The sequence below is a fragment of the Faecalibacterium sp. BIOML-A4 genome, from assembly GCF_009679665.1.
Lineage (GTDB): Bacteria > Bacillota > Clostridia > Oscillospirales > Ruminococcaceae > Faecalibacterium > Faecalibacterium taiwanense.
In genome coordinates, this window is record NZ_WKZG01000013.1 from 70,123 (window position 1) to 89,668 (window position 19,546).

Here is a 19,546-nt window from a genome sequence, read left to right on the forward strand (position 1 = left end):
ATGTCAGAAAGGAGTTTCCAACATGAACGAAAAAAGTAATCCGATGCCTATGATGTACAAAACAATTCCGGCAGTGGCAGAACTGAACAAGGTGCCGGGCTTTGACCCGCTCAAATTTCTGCGCCATAAGGTATCCAGAAAGACCAATGAGGAAATGCTGCAGTTGGAATTGCCTTATCAGAAACTGTGGTTCCGTCTGCGTCACCCACAGGGCCGCATGAAACTGACTACCCTGCGAATCACGGAACAGCTTGCGATTATGGAGGCCAGAGTCTATCTGGACCGCAGTGATGCAGAGCCCATCAGCAGTTACATCTCGCAGCATAGTGCAGAAGAAGGTACTGACTATGTACAGGCTGCCCAGGATGAGGCATTGAGTGCTGCGCTGTCGGATGCCGGTTTCGGTCTGCAGTTTGCCGATGTTGCTGTTGACAGTACGGGCAAGGTGTTTGGAAGCAGTATTCCGCTTTCCGGGACGGCTCCTATCCGGCAACCGATGCCAAATGCGGCGAAGAGGCCCGTAGAAGCCCCTGGAGCGGCGCTGCGGCAATCTGGTGGGGAAGTTCATGCCCGGCCGGAAAGAGCGCCTCAGAACGCCGTAGAGGGCCGTAATACGCCTGCTCGTCCGGCGCCTATTCAGAAACCTGCGGCAAAGCCGGTTCAGAATGAACAGTCCCCGGTTTCTCCGGTACAGCCAGTTGTCCAACAGATGGTTGCAGAAGAGAAGGAGAATATGGATACACTGCCTGCCGGCAAGGTAGAGGAGAATGCTCCCAATATGGAGCTGCCGGTACCGAGCCGCGAGGTTACATTGGATAGCAGTCCAAAACAGGATGATGTGTCTGAGCAGCCGACCGCCTCCGTATTCCAATCGGATGAACCGGAAGAACTGCCTGTGGCGCCTGTTGTCCAACAGGAAGCACCCGATCAGCCTATGGCGCCTTCTTATACGGAGAGCACTCCGGTAGAAGACATCTTGAAGGTAATGACCTTTGAAGAAGCGCAGAATGTGGTGGTGGATAGCGGTCTGAGCAAAGGAAAGACCATGGCAACAGTTGCCAAGGAGCGTCCGGTGAGTCTGAAATTCTACCTCACCCCCGGCAACAAGAGCACCAACAATATCGTTCGTGCTGCGGCGCAGATCATGCTCGATGGTATGGCCGCACAGAAAGCCGGATGATAAGCAGCCCCATCTATGGGGCCAAGAAGGGAGGGAGAACAGATGGACTCATATCCAGGAGATTTTCCGTTCGGTATTATGGATGTAGTGGAACTTCTACATCTACGAATCAGACGCCGACAGGCAAACAGTGTATATGTGGATTGCCCGTTTTGTGGTGACCGCCGCGGTAAGATGAATGTGAATTTCGTCAAAAATGTCTGGCGGTGCAATTATTGTGATGAGCATGGCGGTATGCTTGCGCTTTATGCGCGGCTAAACAATACGACTACATCCGATGCGTATTGGGAAATAGGAGAAGCCCTGTGCAACGATTTTCACAGGGAACGGCCGAACTCTGGATATGAGATGGCAGGAAACCAGCAGGCTGGCACTGGGTCCCCGGTTTCGGGGACTCAGACCGACCTTGCGGGATATGAGAGGAGGGGCGAACTAAAAACAGTGCAGCAAGCAGAACGGGCCAGCGGACAGGAAATTCATCAAACGCTTTCGCTGCTGCTCGCTATGCTGCCTCTTCAGCCTGCCCACCGCAACCATCTGCACTCCCCAAAACGGGGACTGTCGGATGAACAGATCGACCGGATTGGGTTCAAGAGTACTCCACCCCCATTCCTTTGCCGCTCCATTACCGAGCGGCTGATGAAACAGGGATGCAAGGTGGAGGGGGTGCCCGGCTTTTATCTGGATGACAGCGGGCGCTGGACCATGAACTTCTACCGAAAAAACGCAGGGATTTTGATTCCGGCTGTGGGATACGACGGTATGATACATGGCCTGCAGATACTTTTGGATAGTCCGCTCAAGCAAAAAGATGATCCACCGGATAAGTCAGGAGCCAAATACATCTGGTTTTCGTCCTCGTCCAAAAATATGGGTGTCACATCCGGGAGCCCGGTACATTTTATCGGCAATCCATCTGCTCGGGTGGTCTATGTCATTGAGGGACTGCTGAAAGCAGACATCTCGCACTGCCTGACAAACCGGACTTTTGCGGCGATTGCCGGCGCAAACAACACAAGCCAGTTGGATACGCTGTTTGCACTGCTGGCACAGAATGGCACTGAGGAGATCATTGAGGCTCATGATATGGATAAGTACAGTAACCAAATGACCTCCAACGGGGCATCTAAGATCTATCTGATGGCCCGGAAAAATGGAATGGCATGTCGTCAGCTGACCTGGAATCCGAATTATAAAGGGTTTGATGATTGGCAGCTTGCCCTTCGGGAGAAAGAACAGAAGGAAAAGGAGGTGCAGAGAATGAATTTTAAGCAGCAATATCTGTGCGGTAAGTGTGACTTTACCTATATAGATGGCTGCGTCGAGCTTTGGCACACCAGAGCGGAGAAAGATTTGGACCTGACAGAGTATCTGGGGCTTACAAAGGAAGAGTATCAGATATTTCTTGCTCAGGGCAATCGGGCGCTGAAGGATATTCTGGACAGCCAGAGAGTTTTCCGGAGGTTTTGCATTTACCAGCTTTGCCTAAGTGAGACACAGACAGTACCATTCGCATTCAAGCGACTGGATGCGCTACATAAGGCTGGATATGAACAGCCGCCTGCCGCCGCCTATCAGACGGTATGGAGCGCAGAGGTCTGTTGCCCAAAGGGGCAGAATGACATGGAAGTGCTGGGGCGCCTGTTCCTGGACTTTAATGAGCATTTGCCGGAAGATTACAGAGGTCGTCCGTTGGCTCCATCTGATGTGGTGGAACTGGACTGCCAAGGCAAACGCACATACTTCTATGTGAATGACTGCCGGGATTTTGCGCCGGTACGCTTCTCCCCATTCTTGTGTAAAAGACTTCCGGAGCCTGCTCAAAAACAGGAATGAAGGGATAGGGGTCAGATGCGTATTGCAGAAAAGAAGAAAAGCCAGATTACAGCACTGTATGAGCAGTGTTCCAATCTTCCGGTAGATGTCAGAAGTTGTCTGGAGAATGGCTACTTTACCGTAACGGTACCTCCACCCTGGAATATGAGCAATCAAAAGACTGCGCAGGAGGTGCAGGACAAAATCAAGGAATGGTCAAGGCAGTATACTGGCGTGGTCTGCTACTGTTTTGACAGCTTCAGCACACTTTTATATGTGCTGTGAGCAACACACAATGGCATGGAAAGGGTCATAACGGCCTGCTCCATGCCATTTTTTGCGAAAGGAGATTTTACAATGGGTGTTTTTTCAGAAATAGCAATGGAGCAGCAAAACAGTATGTTCGATTCGTCTGCAGCCTTTGAGGATGATGAAGCCTTTGAGCTGGAGGAGATGGAATCTTTGCCTGTGCCGCCTGTAGGTACAGACGCTGTCACGGTATCGGCTGCTTCGGTTCCTGCCGGTGAGACTGCTTCGGCTGATGCAGAGGAAGAACCTGTGGATGAAGTAGCGTCTGATGGGGAAGAGAAGTCTGCTGAGGAGGGGAATTCGGCACAACCGCCCGCCGCAGAAGATGAAGAAAAAAAGCGTGCGGAGCATGAGGCGGCTGAAGCCCAGCGCAAAGCGGAATTTGACGCCAAACAGCAGGCGAAGAAAGCCGCGGAGCAGGAGCAGATCGCCCGTCTGGAAGCGATGAGTGATGAAGAAGTAATCGCGGCCTCTACCCAGAGGGTGAGTACCGATGTGGAAAAACTGACACGGCGAAATATGAAGGAATGTGTGTCCGAGCATATCCAGATGCTCTGTATGGAAGATACGGCGTTTGCCCGTCTGACGATGCATCCGAAAAAGAACATGATCCGCTGTTTCCAGTACATCAACCGAAAGGCATGGGATTATGTGCAGGATGAACTAAAAGCAAGCGGAACCCGCCCTGGTCCCGGACAGCAGGCGTATGGCTGCGATGTGCCGGATGATCTGTGCTATCAGTGGGCGGAAGATTATTTCCGTGACCCTGATGCCAAGGAAGACCATGAGGATGAGGAAAAGTTTGTTCCCAAGCCGTATGCTGGGAAGTCCTCTGCAAAGAACAAACCCAAGAAGGCGGCAGAGAAGAAAAAGACGGAACCCAAGTCGGCACCCAAGCAGGAGGAAAAAAAGCCTTCTCAGGATGGGCAGATGTCGCTGCTGGATTTTGGTATGGCAAAGGCAGGCTGAACCGGCAAAGGAGGAAAAATGCAGAATGATTGCTTATAAGGGCTTTCGCCCCGGGCTGATATGCCGTGGCTATCAGTTTGTGATGGGGCTCAATACGACTGAAAAAGCAAATTGCAGGGAAAATGGATTTCACTGCGCGGAGGACCCGCTTGACTGCCTTAGTTATTATTCCAGCCTGGAGCATTCGGAATATTATATCGTCAACGCCGGCGGCGACATCGATGAAGATGAGCATGACTCCAAAATCGCCTGTACGGAGCTGACTGTGATTAAGCGGCTAACCAAAGAGGAGTTGTTTTTACATGGTTTGGCATACATGGTAGATCATCCGCGCAGGGTGTGGAGCTCCCATGTGGCAGCCAACCGGGCAATGGCGAACTGCGGTTATGCGGTGGTACGGGGCAAAGACCCCGTTGCTACCGGAAGACTGGGAGACATCCTTGCTTTTGCGAAGGAAGCTCCGGATTCGGAAAGTATCGTACAGGTTGCAGTGGGCCGGATTGACGGCGTTACATTACTGCCTGATGTGTGGTATGGCGTAGATTTGACAAAGAGGATGGTGAATTGAGATGAAAAAAAGAGCCCTGATGGCACTTCCCAATCTGACAGCGACGGATGAAATGAAGAAAATCGCGACTTCAGACCTGCCAAGAAAGGAAAAAACTGACTACGGATATGTTCGGGAAGTCTGTGAGTATTATACCTATCTGAGATGTATCAAACAGGATGGAATATTGAAGGTGGCTTTCTTTTTCCCAGAGCATCTTCGCTTGGATGGGAGTAATCCGGCCTATGAAGTGTATCTGGATAAAGAAAAGCGGCAGTTTATTACCTATAACAGCCTGATACAGAAATGGTGCGAATCCAAGTTGGACAGACTGGACTGGAAGCGGCAATACTGGTATACCAAAGCCTACTGGATCAGCGAGGAAGATGAGACATCTATACAGACATATCTGAACATTGATAAAAAAGCGGTAGAGGCCATCCTGCAGTTTCAGCGGGATGTGCGCGATGAACAGCTCGAACAGCGGCACCGGCGGGAAACTGATCCATGGGATAAAGATATGGAACAGGTGCCGGAACTTCCGAAGGACTGGAGTCGATGGGTGGATAAGGTTGCCATCCGGCAAAATTACATTTACTACCACTACAAAAAGGGCGGCGCCAAAACAGGTTATTGTACCTACTGCGAAAAGGAAGTACCGATCAAGGTACATCCACATCACAATCAAAAAGGCCGCTGTAGTTGTTGCCGCCATTCGGTGGTATTCAAAGCCTATGGACGAGCGGGGTATATGCAGACAGAAAAACATTTTGCCTACCTGATCCAGCGATGCAAAGTTGGCTTTGTAGTTCGTGAATTTCAGGCTGACCGGACATACAGAAAAGAAAGCCTTCCAAACTCCAGACTTTATTGCCAGGAAATCCGGCGCACGATTTATGACAAGGAAAGGAAGCCAAGAACCTACTATTGGGGGTTGTATAAGCAGCGCAATATGCGTTGGATTTCCGGATCCCCCTGTTCTTACAACTGGTCTGGTTCGCATAATGGACGGGTCTATGGCAAAACGCTGCCAACTCTGGAACAGAAGGAACTTCGATGCACAGGGCTGGTCAACTGGATTCGGAAGCAGAAAAGCGTTGATCCGGAAAAATATCTGGCTGTGCTCGAACGGATACCGCAAATGGAACAGATCAGCAAGGCGAGCCTGCCGAAGCTTACCAGAGAATGTTTCAGTTCCTGCGGAACGGTCAGTGAACTTATCAAAAACCGTAGTACAGGGAGCCTGATCAAAGCCTTGGGACTTGACAGCAGAAGGTTTCAGCGCCTTCGGCTCCATAATGGAGGCTGTGATCTGCTGCGGTGGCTGCAATATGAAAAGGGCACCGGCAGGGAAATCCCGGATAATGTCCTTTTGTGGATGTATCAGCAGGATATTAAGCCCAGGGATGTCCAGTTCATTGCCGACCGCATGAGCATGGTGCAGGTCTATAACTATGTGCGGCGTCAGATGCCATCTTTCCGGCGAAACAGCCATGAGGTACTGCGTACATGGGAGGATTATCTTTCCATGGCAAAGAAACTGCACATGGATGTTTATGATGAGATCGTATATCGCACCAGAAAGCTGCGGCGGCGCCATGATGATCTGGTGTTCAAATGCCAGGAGAAGGATATTGAACTGCAGGCCGAGGAGATGGAGGAGAAATTCCCCCATGTTAATGCCATCTGTCAGGAAATCAAAACGAAATATGAGTACGCCGATGCGGATTATATGGTAGTGGTGCCAAGCGGTATTCTGGATATTATTACCGAGGGGCGTGCGCTCCATCACTGTGTAGGAAGCAGCGACCGCTACTGGGATCGGATTGAGCGGCGAGAAAGCTTTGTGATGTTTCTGCGTAAAACGGATGATCCTTTCCATGCCTATTACACGCTGGAAGTGGAGCCGGATGGAACAGTGCGGCAGAAACGGACGGAATATGACCGGCAGAAGAAGGACATTGAGCAGGCAACAGAGTTCCTGCAGAAGTGGCAGCGGGTGGTTACCGCCAGGCTGACAGAAAGCGACAAGGCGCTGGCTGCAGAGAGCCGTGTCCTTCGTGAGAAGGAGTTTATCCAGTTGAAGAAGGATCGGGTCATCATCCATACCGGCCATTTGGCAGGAAAACTTTTGGTGGATGTGCTGATGGCAGATCTGATGGAGAACACGGATAGCATCCAGTCTCCGGCGCTGGCTGCTGCAGCGTGACAAATGAGAATGGCCGGGCATCCTTTGGGTGTCCGGCTATTGATGAACAAGGAAGGAGCAGAGCATGAAACAAATTGGAAATCTGGCAGTGGTTTGCGCCAGGCGACAGGATGTGCTGCTGCAGGTTGGCAGTGAAAAGGTATGTGTCCATGTGGGAGCCGGACCAGAGCGGAATACGCTTCACGCAGCGTGGGACGATGATGACGCCATTCAGCGTATTGTCCATGAATTGAATTTTGGCAGGTATGCAGCCGGCAGAAATGGGCTGCATACCGCACAGCAGGATTGCCCTGTGGGGCGGGGAAAGGAGAAAAGCGCATGATCAAAAACCTGAATCAGCTGCGCAGGACACTTCGGGAAGGGACGCAGTTGGAGATATTGGATCACTGCCGGCCGGAATGTATTGGACAGATACGGAACATTACGCTGGTAAACACGCAGGGCTTTTATAGTACCGTAGCGAATCAGCCAGATGCGTCTGCCAACAGAGGGAACGGCGGCCGCGGCCCAATCCTTTGGTGGGGCAGAGCCGCCCACTGGCAGTTTACAGACGGTGTTTGCAGTGTTTTCGACAGTGAACAGAAGCATACGGAAGAAGAACTGGTTATGTCCTTCCGGGTACTTGAAAAGGAGGCAGCATAATGGAACGGAATATTTTTGAAAAGCAGAGAGAATTGAATGACCGGCTCAACCGTTATCGGGATGAGTATTATAACCGCAATGCGCCCAGTGTGTCAGATGAGGTCTATGACAGACTCTTTGACGAGTTGAAAGAGCTGGAATAGGAAACGGGAATCCAAATGGCAAATTCGCCAACCCAGACAGTAGGCTATCCTGCGGTAAGCAGACTGGAGAAAACCAGACATGAGATCCCGCTGTTGTCTTTGGATAAGACTAAGAGCAGTATGGTTCTTCTGAATTTCATGGGTGAGCAGCAGGTGATGCTGATGCTCAAACTGGATGGCCTGACTGTAAAGCTGACCTATGAGAATGGAGAACTTCTGGAGGCGGCTACCCGTGGCGATGGTGACGAAGGGGAGATCATTACCCATAACACCCGAGCCATCAGCGGTATTCCTTCCCACATTACCTACAAAGAGAGACTGGTTGTGACGGGTGAGGGCTTTATCAGACCCAGTGATTTTGAGGAACTGAAGACCAGCCTGCAGGACAGCAGCGGTAAGCCCTATAAAAACGGCCGCAATCTGGCTGCTGGTTCCATCCGTCTGATGGATGCCAAGACATGCCAGGAGCGTCGGCTGGTTTTCATGCCGTTTGGTGTGCTGGAGGGCTTTCCGCACCTGACCCGGAAATCAGATAAGCTGCGGGAATTGCGTGCGCTGGGGTTCCAGCCCTGCAAGTATCTGGTCACAAAGCAGAAACTGACATTGGAAAATGTGGAAGCCGGTATTTATCAGCTGAGGCAATATGCCACTGACAAAGATATCCCCATTGACGGTATCGTGGTTTCGTTTAACGACATCGCCTATGCCCAGAGCTGCGGCCACACCGGACATCACTATAAGGACGGTCTGGCCTATAAATTTGAAGATGACCTGCATGAGAGCCTGCTGCAGTACATTGAATGGACACCGGGCAGAACTGGAGAGATTGCTCCGGTAGCTGTGTTTACACCGGTGGAAATCGATGGCTGCGAGGTCAGCCGGGCCAGTCTGCACAACTTGTCCTTTATTGAGGATCTGGAACTGATGGCTGGAAACCGGATTCTGGTAAGCAAGCGAAATATGATCATCCCTCATGTGGAGGAAAATTTGGACAGAGGCGGTTTCTCTATGGCGGATACGATTCCCCATGTTTGCCCCTGCTGCGGACAGCCTACCCGCATCCATGAATCAAGCGGAAAGGGCGAAAAGAGCGAGGATCGCATCATCAAGACGCTGTACTGCGATAATCCTGACTGTGAAACACGCCGGCTGAAGAAGTTCGTTCATTTTGTCAGCCAGAAGGCGATGGACATTGAAGGGCTGTCGGAGGCTACACTGGAAAAATTCATTGGTCAGGGATTTATCCATAGTTATCTGGACATTTACCGTCTGGACCGCTACCGGGCTGAAATCGTCCGCATGGATGGGTTTGGTGAAAAGTCCTGGCAGCGCCTTTGGGACGCTATCCAGCAGAGCCGGAATACCACCTTTGAACGGTATCTGATTTCTATGGACATCCCTATGATCGGCAACACTGCCAGCAAGGTATTGGGTCGTGTGTTCCACTATGATTTGGATGAGTTTCGGGATGCGGTCTATGGAGGCTATGATTTTCGGCAGCTTCCGGATTTCGGGGAGACATTGCATAACAATATCCACGACTGGTTCTGTGTAGAAGATAATTTCTGTATTTGGGAGGAGTTACAGACTATGATGAATATTCAAAAGCCTGCTGTGGCAGAACACAGCGAAGACAGGGTGCAGGATAATCCCTTTGTAGGAAAGACTATCGTAGTTACCGGCAAGGTGGAACCCTACACCCGGGACGGAATCAATGACCTGATCGAATCACTGGGCGCCCATGCCGGCAGCTCGGTGTCCAAGAAGACGGATTATCTGGTCTGCGGCGAAAATGCCGGCAGCAAGTTATCCAAGGCCAGGGATTTGGGCGTTACAGTGCTGTCGCCTGCGGAGTTTTTCAGTATGGCTGGTGCTGAGTAAGATAATATAGCATACCATCGGTGTGCTGTCAGTTAATCAATGGGGAGAGAGCCGAAACAGGGCTCTCTCCCCATATCTTTTATGGAAGATTTCAAGTAGGAGGGATTTTAATGCATATCGACAGGATACCGGTTTACCGGGTATATCAGAGGGCTATTGATTTGGAGCTTTACCATTCCTTTGCCGAATTGGTAGTACAGACTTCTCAGGACGATACGGCGAGAAGGACTTACCGACAAACAAGGGCGATGCAGATATGGCAGGTGGAAACGGATGTGTCCGGCTATTTTGAACCATACCATTTGCGTTACCCTGGCGAGGTGTTGGAGCGGTTTGAGGAAAAACTGGGCGATGATGTCCAGGTGTTCCGCGCTCTGGCCCTGGCGCTGGGAAATACCTGTGCGATCCAGTCTGACAATATGTTTGTGGGTAACCAGCGTGGAGCATTCCTCCAGAAATTGCGACGGTCTGCCGGAGAAGATGTGTACCTGCAGGGCGCTCTGTATCTTTTGGAAACAGATGCGGCACAGCGCCATGCCCTGTTGGAGAAACTGGCAGAAAGAGAGTATATGAGAACGGAAGAAGCCCTGTTTGTACTGTCGCTATTTGATGATACGGAACGCGGCTATGAGGCGATGCATACCCAGCTGAGCCGCCTGTTTACACAAAATCGAACACTTTCTCTGGTATATGATTTTGGTGTGCTGGAATGGTTCATCCGGTTCTATGCAGAGCAGGCAAAGAAATACCGCGGGAAAGCCGACCTGGTGCTGCGCACGCTGATGAAACTGCCGTATATGAATGTGAAGCCCGACAGCCGCGAATTTTCGGTTTTGACTAAAGCAGGGTATCGCTGCGATGAAATCATTTTGGCAAACTCTCTCGCTGTATGGGCGGACAGGCTGCCGGATCGGTTGAGTTCCAAGAGCATCACTGCCGAGAAAATCGCAGCGGCGTGTGGGCGGATGCTTCTGAATGCTCCAAAGGATCTTTCGGAAGAATTTTATGAGTATCTTGGCTGGCTGTTTCGGTTCTATGACAGCTTTACGGTCAAGTACGAAGGATTTCAGGGACTCTGGGAAGCGGTTCAATATGGTTTGAACCCCACAGCGCCGAAAACACTGTTATGGATGAATCAAACGATACAGAAAGATTTTCCGTACCGATTTGATGTGTTTGATCCTCAGTACGATGATCTCGCGAAGGAACTGGAGCGGGATAACTATATGGAGTTGTTTACCTTGCAAATGCTGCATTCCAGGCAGGCGATCCCTTTGAAACAGTGGCTTTCCAGATACCAAGAACTAACCGGAGCCGATTATGGAGAATATTTCAGAAGTTGCCATAAGAACAGTGGGCGGGCGTTTGCCTTTCTGGTGGAAAGGAAAGAAATCGATTTATGGGAGTTTTTTGAGCAGCACAGGGATGGTGGCGAATACGCGCCACAACTGAAACTGCTGCGGGAGTATGCCCTAAGAATTTCGAGCTGGAGATGTTTCCGGTTTGTAGAGAGGTTGCTGGCTGAGTATACTTTTCCCCATCTTCAAACGATTTTTGGTGAGCGGTTTTACTTTCACGAATGCTTTGTCAGAAGTGAGGGGTATTACAGCAGAAGAGAATATAAAACATACATCAGCCGGCCATTCCTAACTGCAGAGCAGCAGCGACAGCTTTATGACTGGGTGGAGCTTTCATTTTTCCAAACTGAGCCGGAAAAATATGAGGACTTCGTTTTAAGTGCCTTAAAAGCACCGGAGATCCAACGCCTTTATGATAAAAAAGCGCTGGCAGCGGTGTTGCGGCAGTTTTTTCTCCACAGCGAGTATAACGGCTATGAAATCAACCGGCTGAAGGAAACATTCTATTCCAAGGAAGAGTTGGAGGATGAGCGCAGAGTCGAAGCTGAGAGAAAGGAGCAGGAAAAACGACTGGAGCAGGAAAAACGAACCATACAGAAACGGGAAAAGCTGCAGCAGCTTTATAACGGCAGCGCCGAATCTCTGGTTAAATTCATTGGGGGATATTATCATCAGGACGAGAAGAACGAGGTGCTGAATATGGCGTTTGACAAGCTGGTGGAATGGCCTGTCGGTTGTGTACGGACGATGGAAGCCAAAGGCGCACATGCCTTTTTTGAACTGTGTGGTGAACTGGTAAAGTCTGAACCCCGGCCAAGGCATGAGATTTTGAATATGGTACTGACACTGATCGGAGGTGAAGCAGCATGAGAAATACATTAAAACATCTGACCCTATTGACCAGAATGAAAGATGACGGATTGCTCCCGGCGCTTACAGGCAGCTTTTCAGAGGATGCCATAGCGCAGGCATGTGGACAGGTGGAGACACTTCAATTACAGGAACGGCTGCACATCCGAAAGACAAAGCGGATACAGGAAGAACTGGTTCGGGTGCCGAACTTTGCAGCACTCTATGGTGCGTTGTGCAGGCAGGAGATTGGTGATGAAGAAATTGCTTCGGTCTTAGAGTCGGCAGACGGGTATGGAGAGAGACTGACAGCGTATCCCCAAGAGCAGGTGCTGGCAGTCATGGAATTGGAACTGTTGCCTTCCCTGCGGTTTGAATACCTGAAATACTATTTTCCCTTTGTGATGTATGAAGAAGAGGAGCAGGTCATATTGGATAACCTGCAGACTTTTCCCATTGCGGAGTGGAAGGGACTTTCCATGCTGACGGAGCACCAGCGGGATATGATGCGGCAGCCGTTTCTTGGTTCGTATCTGTTTTGCTGGCATCAAAATGAGCGGAAAGCTCTGGAACTGTTGGAACAGAATCGTCCGCTCCAGAGAGTCTGCATCTTGCTTTATCGGCAAGGTGTGCGGCTGTTTCTGTCAGTAGAGCGCCTGAAAGATCTCCGGTGGATGAAAATGACCGATGTGGGAAAATTCCGCCGGCTGTTGGCTGTATTTGAATATGATGCAGAGGATTTGTCTGCTTTTTTTGACCTCTGGCTGGACAACCATGCCGGACAATATGACCTCAACTGGTTTATCTCCCAGCCACATCCTTTGAGCAAGGAACGGAGGGAAGAAATTTTATGCAACCAACTGAGTTATCTGAATGCTCTGTATGCCGGCAGGCTCCATCTGGATTTTAATGCTGTCCGGCAATTCCAGTTTTCAATTCTCATTTATGCGGTGGAGCATAGAAAAAAGCATTTTTTGGAATTGGTGGATCAGAACAGTGAAGTGTTCCTGTCCTTGGGGCGATACTCTCTATTGTTTGAGCCGGGCTTTTGTGAGCACTGTAACATCAATTCCCTGACGCTGAAGAATTTGAAAGCCAGCGATTCTGTGAACCGCAGCGACAGCTTTTTTACGCTTCTGGAAGAAGGGCAGCAGTACACCTTTGAGGAAATGTATCAGCTTTGGCATCAGAAAGAGGTTTATGTCCGGTTATACACTATGCTGACACCTCTTTCCATAGATCAGCGTTTGCTGACACTGCGGCAGCTGATAAAACGGGATCTGGTCAGCCAGTATACAGGAGATGCAGAGTTGGAGCAGCTTGGAAAATGTCTGCTGGAAAGGCCGTTTAGCGAATGGTATCGGGGTTCATTTGGACATATCTGTGGGCTGACCCGGCGGATTGCCATGGGGCTGCTGCAACACTATACGCAGCTGCAGGCATTCATACCGGATTTCACTACAGAGTCGGATGCGGTATTTGCCCTCAATAATATGATGGCTCTTTTGGAAATGACGGATTGGAAACAGGTGCGCAAGGATATTCTGACAACAGATGCAGACTGGCTGGATCTAAAAGAAAAACTGGCATTTTCAGACGATTTTGTGGAGCAGAACCGGGAGACTGTCACGGAGTTTTTACTGCAGGGCGGCGCGGCTATGGTATGCGCTCTCTATGGGGAACTGGACGGGCAGGAGCTGGCTGTTGAAGCGCTACGACGGATCGTACAGGCTGAATTGATGGGTCAGTTCTATAAACTCAAATATTTTGCCGGTGACCTGCAGCGTGAGATTCGCTACCCTGTCAGCGAGATGCAGGAGAGCTTCTGGAAGAAAAATCTTTCGTTGGCGCGAGGTGCATTTTGGGCAGAAGAGGTGGATGATTTTTACCACACTCTGCGGCTTGGTGAACTTCCTCATAGTACCTGCTTGTCTTACCGTACTGGAAGCCAGAGGGAGTGCCTGTTAGCTGCCTTTGACTCTAATAAGAAGATTGTCCTTGTGAAAAAGGATGAAGCGGTGGTGGCTCGTGCCTGTCTCCGCTTGACAAAAGGTGCATTTCAAAAACCGCCTGCCGTCGATTTTTCTTTTGCTGATCTGTCGCAGGAGAACATGGATAGCGGAAAGCCTGTCACCAGTGAGAAGCCTGTGCTGTTCCTGGAGAGTATCTACACTTTCGGACTCAATGATATTGAAAAAGAGGAAGTAATGAAACTGGCAGTTTCCCTGACGACACAGAAAGCGGCAGAGCTGGGTGTTGTGGCAGTACTTGCAAGACGGTATCTGGGCTGCTATGAACGGGATGAGTATGTGCTTGCACCGTTCTATGTGTACATCTCAAAATCCAAAAACGGATGGCAGTATCTGGACTCTCTGGGCGGAGCAGCATATACCTCGGCAAAAGAGGAGTATGTAGAGCATCCATTCCTGGTCATACAGACTGCCATGCATCATACAGGGGCAAATAACAGAAACGAGGTGGATTATGAATAATAGGACAATGACAACAGTTTATGTGGATCGGGATAGTATTTCCCTCAAGACCCGTTCCAGAAGTGGCTGTTCGCCGCAGCACTTTATTATTTTGAAAAAGGAATTGCAGCGGCTGGAGGAGAAAAAGTATTTGATCACAAAAGATATCCATTCCTATGCAGAACTGCGGCTGTGTGATGCCGTAGGCGGTGCCAAAGTGCTGGAGTTTTCCTTCACATGGCTGAAGGATGCTGGCAGAGACAGCGTTTCCGGTTATACCGAGCGAATAAGACTGCCTTATGAGCCGTTCCGCTCATATGCGGCAGGTGAGAAAGAAAACATTGATGGAACACGGTGGCGGCTGCTGTCCATTCCAGAACAGAGCAGACCAAAGCTGGAGTTTCACAGCCGGAAAAATCTCAAGGCCGTAGTGGAGAATCCTATCCTGCGGCACAAACTGGGGAAGTTTCTGGATCAGCATTTTAACTGGTACAACTACGAACGCATCGTCCTGACAGATGATTACCTGCCTTACAGCTTCTTTTTTGAGGGCTACATGGTACAGGGCACAAAGACCTGCGGCGGAGTAATCCTGCATGGTGAAGAGGACATCCAAACGGCGAAATACGGGATACATACTTAACAGGTTAATAGGAACGGAGCCGCAGGTCGGAGATGATCTGCGGCTCTTTATGTAAGCATAATCACAATAGTCAGCTTGTACTATTCGAGATAAAGAACTATAATCTATCCTATGGAGGTACAAAATGGACTATATGACACTAAAAGAGGCCGCCGGGCAGTGGGGCGTGACACCTCGCAGGGTAAATTATTATTGTGCCGGTGGGCGTATCCACGGTGCTGTGAAAATGGCTGGTGTTTGGCTGATCCCTAAAACCGCAGAGAAGCCGATTGATGGCCGGACAAAACAAGGGAAGGAGCTGAACCATGAATAAAATTTTGATTATAGATGATGACAGAGAACTGTGCGCTTTGATCAAACGCAGCGTACAAACAGAACATATAGAAGCCGATTTTTGTAATACCGGAAAAGAGGGCTTGCAGAAATTAAAAGAACAGGAGTATCAGCTTGTGGTGCTGGATGTGATGATGCCCGGTATGGATGGCTTTGAAACGCTGGAAGAAATCCGTAAAGAGAACAGCCTGCCGATTTTGATGTTTACATCCAAAAATGACAGCATTTCTAAAGTGCGGGGCTTACGGGCCGGGGCGGACGATTATCTGACAAAACCGTTTGATATGGACGAACTGATTGCCCGTATTGCGTCCCTCATTCGCCGCTACACCCGCTTTAATCAGCAAGCCGGAGCCATGCAAAAACTGGATTTTGACGGATTGCAGATTGACCTTGAAAATCGTTCTGTTACGACGGCAAACGGCACTTTTGAACTTCCGCCAAAGGAATTTGATCTGCTCCTGTACTGTGCAAAACATCAAGGTAAAATTTTGACAAAACAGCAGATTTATGAGGAAGTTTGGGGCGAAGAATATTTCTATGATGACAGCAATATCATGGCGATTATCAGCCGGCTTCGTAAAAAATTAGAAGTCAATCCTTCCAGTCCAAAGTATATCCAGACGGTCAAAGGGATTGGCTACCGCTTTAATAAGGAGGTGTAGCTGGTATGGAAATCATCGTTTTCTTGTCCATTGTGATTGCTGTTGTGGCTGTGCTGACTTCCATCGTTCTCGTTCGGCGCGTAAAAAAGCAAATCGCAGAAATGACCGATGCACTGGTTGATGTGAAAAACGGAAATGGCAACCGGCGTATTTTGTCTGCAACAAATGAACTGACAGCGCCTCTTGCCTATGAAATCAATGAGATCGTTGTGTCCTATGAAAGCAGACTTTCGATTGTACGGCAGACAGAAGAAACCAACCGCCAGCTTATGACGAGCCTTTCCCATGATGTTCGGACGCCCCTTACAACCCTTATTGGGTATCTTGACGCTGCACATAAAGGGCTTGTTACAGGGAAAGATCGGGATGATTATATTGAAAGCGCCCGCCGGAAAGCCCATGATCTGAAAGAATATATTGATGTGCTCTTTGACTGGTTCAAGTTAAATTCCAATGAGTTTGCTTTGGAGATCCAGAGCGTTGAGGCCGCAGAGCTGACAAGAAATATCCTGATCGACTGGATACCGATTTTTGAGGATAAACAGGTCGATTATGACATTGACATTCCAGAACAGCCTGTCCGGGTAAAATTGGATATGGACAGCTATATGAGGATTATCAACAATCTCATTCAAAATGTAATTGCTCACAGCCATGCGGACAAAATTAAAATTGCCCTGTCAAAGCAGGGAAATCACATGGAGCTGCTGCTGGCGGATAATGGTGTGGGGATTGAAAAAGAAGATTTGAAACACATTTTTGAACGGCTTTATAAGTGTGATAAGGGTCGGTCTGAAAAAGGCAGCGGTCTTGGCCTTTCTATTGTCCATCAGTTAGTAGAAAAGATGGGTGGAAATATAACAGTTGAAAGTGTACCGGGAAAAGGAACTAAATTTATGTTGCTTTTTCCTTTGGAGATTTAAGCGGGTTCCCGTCCTTGCGGCGGGAACCCTTGTCATTTTAGCCGGATTCTAAATTGCAAGGTTAATGCAAGGTTGCGGCAAGGTTAATGCAAGGTTGGCGTGATAGAATACCTTGCAGAACAGGAGGTTTGAATATGAACACAAATACCATTATTGAAACAAAAAATCTGACGAAGCAATACGGCTCGCAAAAGAGTGTGGCTGACTTGAATATCCATGTGAAGCGTGGGAGAATTTATGGTCTGCTGGGGAGAAACGGAGCCGGAAAAACCACAACCATGAAGATGCTGTTGGGCTTAACAAATCCGACTTCCGGGGAGGTCAAAATCTGGGGAAAGTCCTTGCAGGGAAACGAAAAGAAGTTATTGCCCCGTATTGGCAGTCTGATCGAGTCCCCCGGCTTTTATCCCAATCTGACCGGCACAGAAAATTTGCGTATCTTTGCCACCCTGCGGGGTGTACCAAACAATCATGCCGTCAAAGACGCTCTGGATCTGGTAGGACTGCCCTACAAAGATAAGAAGCTCTTTTCGCAGTATTCCCTTGGTATGAAGCAGCGGCTTGCGATTGCCCTTGCCGTTATGCACGATCCGGAGCTTTTAATTTTGGATGAGCCGATCAACGGTCTCGATCCCATCGGTATTGCAGAAGTACGCTCCTTTATTCGGGAGCTCTGCGATGCAAGAGGAAAAACCATTTTGATTTCCAGTCACATTCTTTCGGAGATTTCTCTGCTGGCTGACGATATTGGAATTATCGACCACGGCGCATTGCTGGAAGAAGAAAGCCTTGCTGAGCTGGAGCAAAAAAGCAGCAAACATATTCGTTTTACGCTCTCTGATACTGCACAGGCGGCAAGGATTTTGGAACGCAATTTCCATGAAAACCATTTTTCTATACAGGACGACCACAATCTGCGCCTGCACAACCTTGATCTGCCTGTTGGGAAAATTGTAACTGCCTTTGTGGAAAACGGATTGGAGGTCTCGGAGGCGCATACTTGTGAAGAAAGTCTTGAAGATTACTTCAAGCGTGTGACAGGGGGCGAAGGAATTGCTTAAACTAATCAAATGCGAATTTTTGAAATTAAAACGGAAGCCATTGGTATTTATTTCCCTACTGCTTTCTGTTTTCATGCCATTGGCTTATGCTTTCTTTCTGGCAGATGTAAACACTGATGTGGATGCTGTAAATGGAGTGATGTCCAGCCTGTTCCAGCTCAGTGCCTATTTGCTTTTGATGCCGCTTCTTGTGATACTGGCTTCCAATCTGCTGTTTGAGGAGCTGGACAATGACACACTAAAAAACCTTGTTACCATACCAATAAATAGAACCAAGTTGGTGCTGTCCAAGATGCTGGTTTTACTATTGTTTGCCGTTGGCTTTATGGCAGTTGGAGGATTGGTAAATCTTGCGGTTTTGCTGTTTCAGGGCTGGGAGCCGGTTGGGTTTTGGACCTTGTTTGGCGTTGGGATAGAAGAAGGGCTGATTATGTGGGTAGGCGCACTTCCATGTATCCTGCTCGTTGTTCTTCTTAATAAAAACTATATCGTGTCGGTCGTGATTACCTTTTTCTATACGACTGCAAATTATATCCTTTCGATGAGCGATGCGTTCCTCACACAGCCTTTTGGTTTGAATATCGGAACCCTGCTTCCGGGACCGCTGGCTTTCCGCTGGACATTCCAATTTTATGACCAAAGCCAGACCAGTGCGGAATTGGCAGACTTGTTGGAACGGATCAGTCCGTATTTCCTGAATAGTGTTCAGGTGTTCGGCGTGATTATTGTGGAGGCGATTGTATTTCTTGCGCTGATTGCGATGGTTTATCGGCGTCAGGAAATCTAAGGGGGTGTAATTATGTGGAATTTATTAAAAGCGGAATTGCTCAAGCTACGCCGGTGCCAAATACTTTGGGTGGGGCTGGTGGCGCTTGCACTCTGTCCGTTGGTGCAATATGGGAGCCAGCTGATTGTGGAGGCGGAGTACCGAAATCCAAACTATGATTTTTCCACTCTGTTTGAGAATGTTGTCTGGGGCAATACGCAGATGTTTTTTCCGATTTCACTGGTGATGATTGGCAGCTGGCTGATTGACAGAGAATCCACCCATGATACGCTGAAAAACATCATGACAATTCCTGTTTCCATGCCGAAAATGCTGGGAGCTAAGCTCTTTTGGGTCGGGATTTTTGCAGTCCTGCTGGGAATATACAGCGTCGGCGTTACCTTGATTACTGGATTGACGGTTGGATTATCGGGACTGACAGTGGAAGTGTTTTTTCATGGAGGTACACAGATCGTGTTGGCAGCTCTGACGACCTATTTGGTCTGTATGCCGCTGATCTTGATTTTTGGGCAGATCCGAGGGGCATATCTGGGCGGTTCCATTCTGGCGTTTTTCCTTGGATATAGCATGCTGTTCTTCAAAGGCGGTATCCTTGCCAGCATCTATCCGTTTTCTGCTGCGCTGATTTTAGTGGGCTTTGACATGAGTGGATATGCCGGAACAACCACAGCCCCGAATCCTTTGCTGGCAGTCATTGGGGTTGGCATCATGGTTCTCTGGGCGGTGCTGTTGTTACTGATGTCCAGTAACAAAAAAGAAAT

The 19,546-nt window shown here is 49.1% G+C and carries 17 protein-coding genes and 1 pseudogene; all 18 read left to right on the top strand.

Annotation, left to right across the window (positions count from 1 at the left end; translation table 11 throughout):
• Window positions 1-22: 22 nt before the first annotated feature.
• Window positions 23-1,180: a hypothetical protein gene (locus tag GKG34_RS10015; RefSeq protein ID WP_154256118.1), complete on the top strand. Its 1,158-nt coding sequence runs from the start codon at window positions 23-25 to the stop codon at window positions 1,178-1,180.
• 42 nt (window positions 1,181-1,222) lie between these two features.
• Complete coding sequence (locus GKG34_RS10020) at window positions 1,223-3,016, top strand: YodL domain-containing protein (RefSeq protein WP_029465841.1); 1,794 nt, start codon at window positions 1,223-1,225, stop codon at window positions 3,014-3,016.
• Window positions 3,017-3,031: 15 nt separating this feature from the next.
• A complete protein-coding gene (locus tag GKG34_RS10025; protein ID WP_006874380.1) occupies window positions 3,032-3,280 on the top strand; it encodes a hypothetical protein in 249 nt (82 codons plus the stop codon).
• Between the two features lie 72 nt (window positions 3,281-3,352).
• Window positions 3,353-4,273: a Cas9 inhibitor AcrIIA9 family protein gene (locus tag GKG34_RS10030; RefSeq protein ID WP_173015243.1), complete on the top strand. Its 921-nt coding sequence runs from the start codon at window positions 3,353-3,355 to the stop codon at window positions 4,271-4,273.
• A 25-nt stretch (window positions 4,274-4,298) separates the two neighbouring features.
• Window positions 4,299-4,841, top strand: a complete 543-nt coding sequence (locus GKG34_RS10035; protein WP_003501924.1) for a hypothetical protein — start codon at window positions 4,299-4,301, stop codon at window positions 4,839-4,841.
• Between the two features lies 1 nt (window position 4,842).
• On the top strand, window positions 4,843-7,029 hold the full coding sequence (locus tag GKG34_RS10040; protein ID WP_154256120.1) for a PcfJ domain-containing protein: 2,187 nt from the start codon (window positions 4,843-4,845) through the stop codon (window positions 7,027-7,029).
• 64 nt (window positions 7,030-7,093) lie between these two features.
• Window positions 7,094-7,351, top strand: a complete 258-nt coding sequence (locus GKG34_RS10045; protein WP_118501954.1) for a hypothetical protein — start codon at window positions 7,094-7,096, stop codon at window positions 7,349-7,351.
• Complete coding sequence (locus GKG34_RS10050; protein ID WP_118501955.1) at window positions 7,348-7,671, top strand: hypothetical protein; 324 nt, start codon at window positions 7,348-7,350, stop codon at window positions 7,669-7,671. Before GKG34_RS10045 ends, GKG34_RS10050 begins: the two co-directional genes overlap by 4 nt.
• Window positions 7,671-9,695, top strand: a pseudogene (ligA, locus tag GKG34_RS10055) (NAD-dependent DNA ligase LigA). The gene GKG34_RS10050 and the pseudogene ligA overlap by 1 nt, the downstream one beginning before the upstream one ends.
• 110 nt (window positions 9,696-9,805) lie before the next feature.
• Entirely contained in the window at window positions 9,806-11,923 is a 2,118-nt protein-coding gene (locus GKG34_RS10060) for a hypothetical protein (RefSeq protein WP_118730671.1), read from the top strand.
• A complete protein-coding gene (locus GKG34_RS10065) occupies window positions 11,920-14,394 on the top strand; it encodes a hypothetical protein (protein WP_154256121.1) in 2,475 nt (824 codons plus the stop codon). The genes GKG34_RS10060 and GKG34_RS10065 overlap by 4 nt, the downstream gene beginning before the upstream one ends.
• A gap of 130 nt (window positions 14,395-14,524) precedes the next feature.
• Complete coding sequence (locus GKG34_RS10070; RefSeq protein WP_243139238.1) at window positions 14,525-15,016, top strand: hypothetical protein; 492 nt, start codon at window positions 14,525-14,527, stop codon at window positions 15,014-15,016.
• A gap of 124 nt (window positions 15,017-15,140) precedes the next feature.
• Entirely contained in the window at window positions 15,141-15,329 is a 189-nt protein-coding gene (locus GKG34_RS10075) for a helix-turn-helix domain-containing protein (protein ID WP_025529723.1), read from the top strand.
• Entirely contained in the window at window positions 15,322-16,014 is a 693-nt protein-coding gene (locus GKG34_RS10080) for a response regulator transcription factor (RefSeq protein WP_025529724.1), read from the top strand. The genes GKG34_RS10075 and GKG34_RS10080 overlap by 8 nt, the downstream gene beginning before the upstream one ends.
• 5 nt (window positions 16,015-16,019) lie before the next feature.
• Entirely contained in the window at window positions 16,020-16,937 is a 918-nt protein-coding gene (locus GKG34_RS10085) for a HAMP domain-containing sensor histidine kinase (protein ID WP_154256122.1), read from the top strand.
• 134 nt (window positions 16,938-17,071) lie between these two features.
• On the top strand, window positions 17,072-17,998 hold the full coding sequence (locus tag GKG34_RS10090) for an ABC transporter ATP-binding protein (protein ID WP_025529726.1): 927 nt from the start codon (window positions 17,072-17,074) through the stop codon (window positions 17,996-17,998).
• On the top strand, window positions 17,991-18,785 hold the full coding sequence (locus GKG34_RS10095) for an ABC transporter permease (RefSeq protein ID WP_154256123.1): 795 nt from the start codon (window positions 17,991-17,993) through the stop codon (window positions 18,783-18,785). The genes GKG34_RS10090 and GKG34_RS10095 overlap by 8 nt, the downstream gene beginning before the upstream one ends.
• A gap of 12 nt (window positions 18,786-18,797) precedes the next feature.
• A partial coding sequence (locus GKG34_RS10100) for an ABC transporter permease (RefSeq protein ID WP_154256124.1) occupies window positions 18,798-19,546 on the top strand: 749 nt, incomplete at its 3' end.

Excerpts from the sequence above, each read along its gene's own strand:
- GKG34_RS10075 (WP_025529723.1), top strand. The coding sequence starts at position 15,141 with ATGGACTATATGACACTAAAAGAGGCCGCCGGGCAGTGGGGCGTGACA.
- GKG34_RS10050 (WP_118501955.1), top strand. The coding sequence starts at position 7,348 with ATGATCAAAAACCTGAATCAGCTGCGCAGGACACTTCGGGAAGGGACG.
- GKG34_RS10045 (WP_118501954.1), top strand. The coding sequence starts at position 7,094 with ATGAAACAAATTGGAAATCTGGCAGTGGTTTGCGCCAGGCGACAGGAT.
- GKG34_RS10020 (WP_029465841.1), top strand. The coding sequence starts at position 1,223 with ATGGACTCATATCCAGGAGATTTTCCGTTCGGTATTATGGATGTAGTG.
- GKG34_RS10040 (WP_154256120.1), top strand. The coding sequence starts at position 4,843 with ATGAAAAAAAGAGCCCTGATGGCACTTCCCAATCTGACAGCGACGGAT.
- GKG34_RS10015 (WP_154256118.1), top strand. The coding sequence starts at position 23 with ATGAACGAAAAAAGTAATCCGATGCCTATGATGTACAAAACAATTCCG.
- GKG34_RS10025 (WP_006874380.1), top strand. The coding sequence starts at position 3,032 with ATGCGTATTGCAGAAAAGAAGAAAAGCCAGATTACAGCACTGTATGAG.
- GKG34_RS10060 (WP_118730671.1), top strand. The coding sequence starts at position 9,806 with ATGCATATCGACAGGATACCGGTTTACCGGGTATATCAGAGGGCTATT.
- GKG34_RS10085 (WP_154256122.1), top strand. The coding sequence starts at position 16,020 with ATGGAAATCATCGTTTTCTTGTCCATTGTGATTGCTGTTGTGGCTGTG.
- GKG34_RS10035 (WP_003501924.1), top strand. The coding sequence starts at position 4,299 with ATGATTGCTTATAAGGGCTTTCGCCCCGGGCTGATATGCCGTGGCTAT.
- GKG34_RS10090 (WP_025529726.1), top strand. The coding sequence starts at position 17,072 with ATGAACACAAATACCATTATTGAAACAAAAAATCTGACGAAGCAATAC.
- GKG34_RS10065 (WP_154256121.1), top strand. The coding sequence starts at position 11,920 with ATGAGAAATACATTAAAACATCTGACCCTATTGACCAGAATGAAAGAT.
- GKG34_RS10080 (WP_025529724.1), top strand. The coding sequence starts at position 15,322 with ATGAATAAAATTTTGATTATAGATGATGACAGAGAACTGTGCGCTTTG.
- GKG34_RS10030 (WP_173015243.1), top strand. The coding sequence starts at position 3,353 with ATGGGTGTTTTTTCAGAAATAGCAATGGAGCAGCAAAACAGTATGTTC.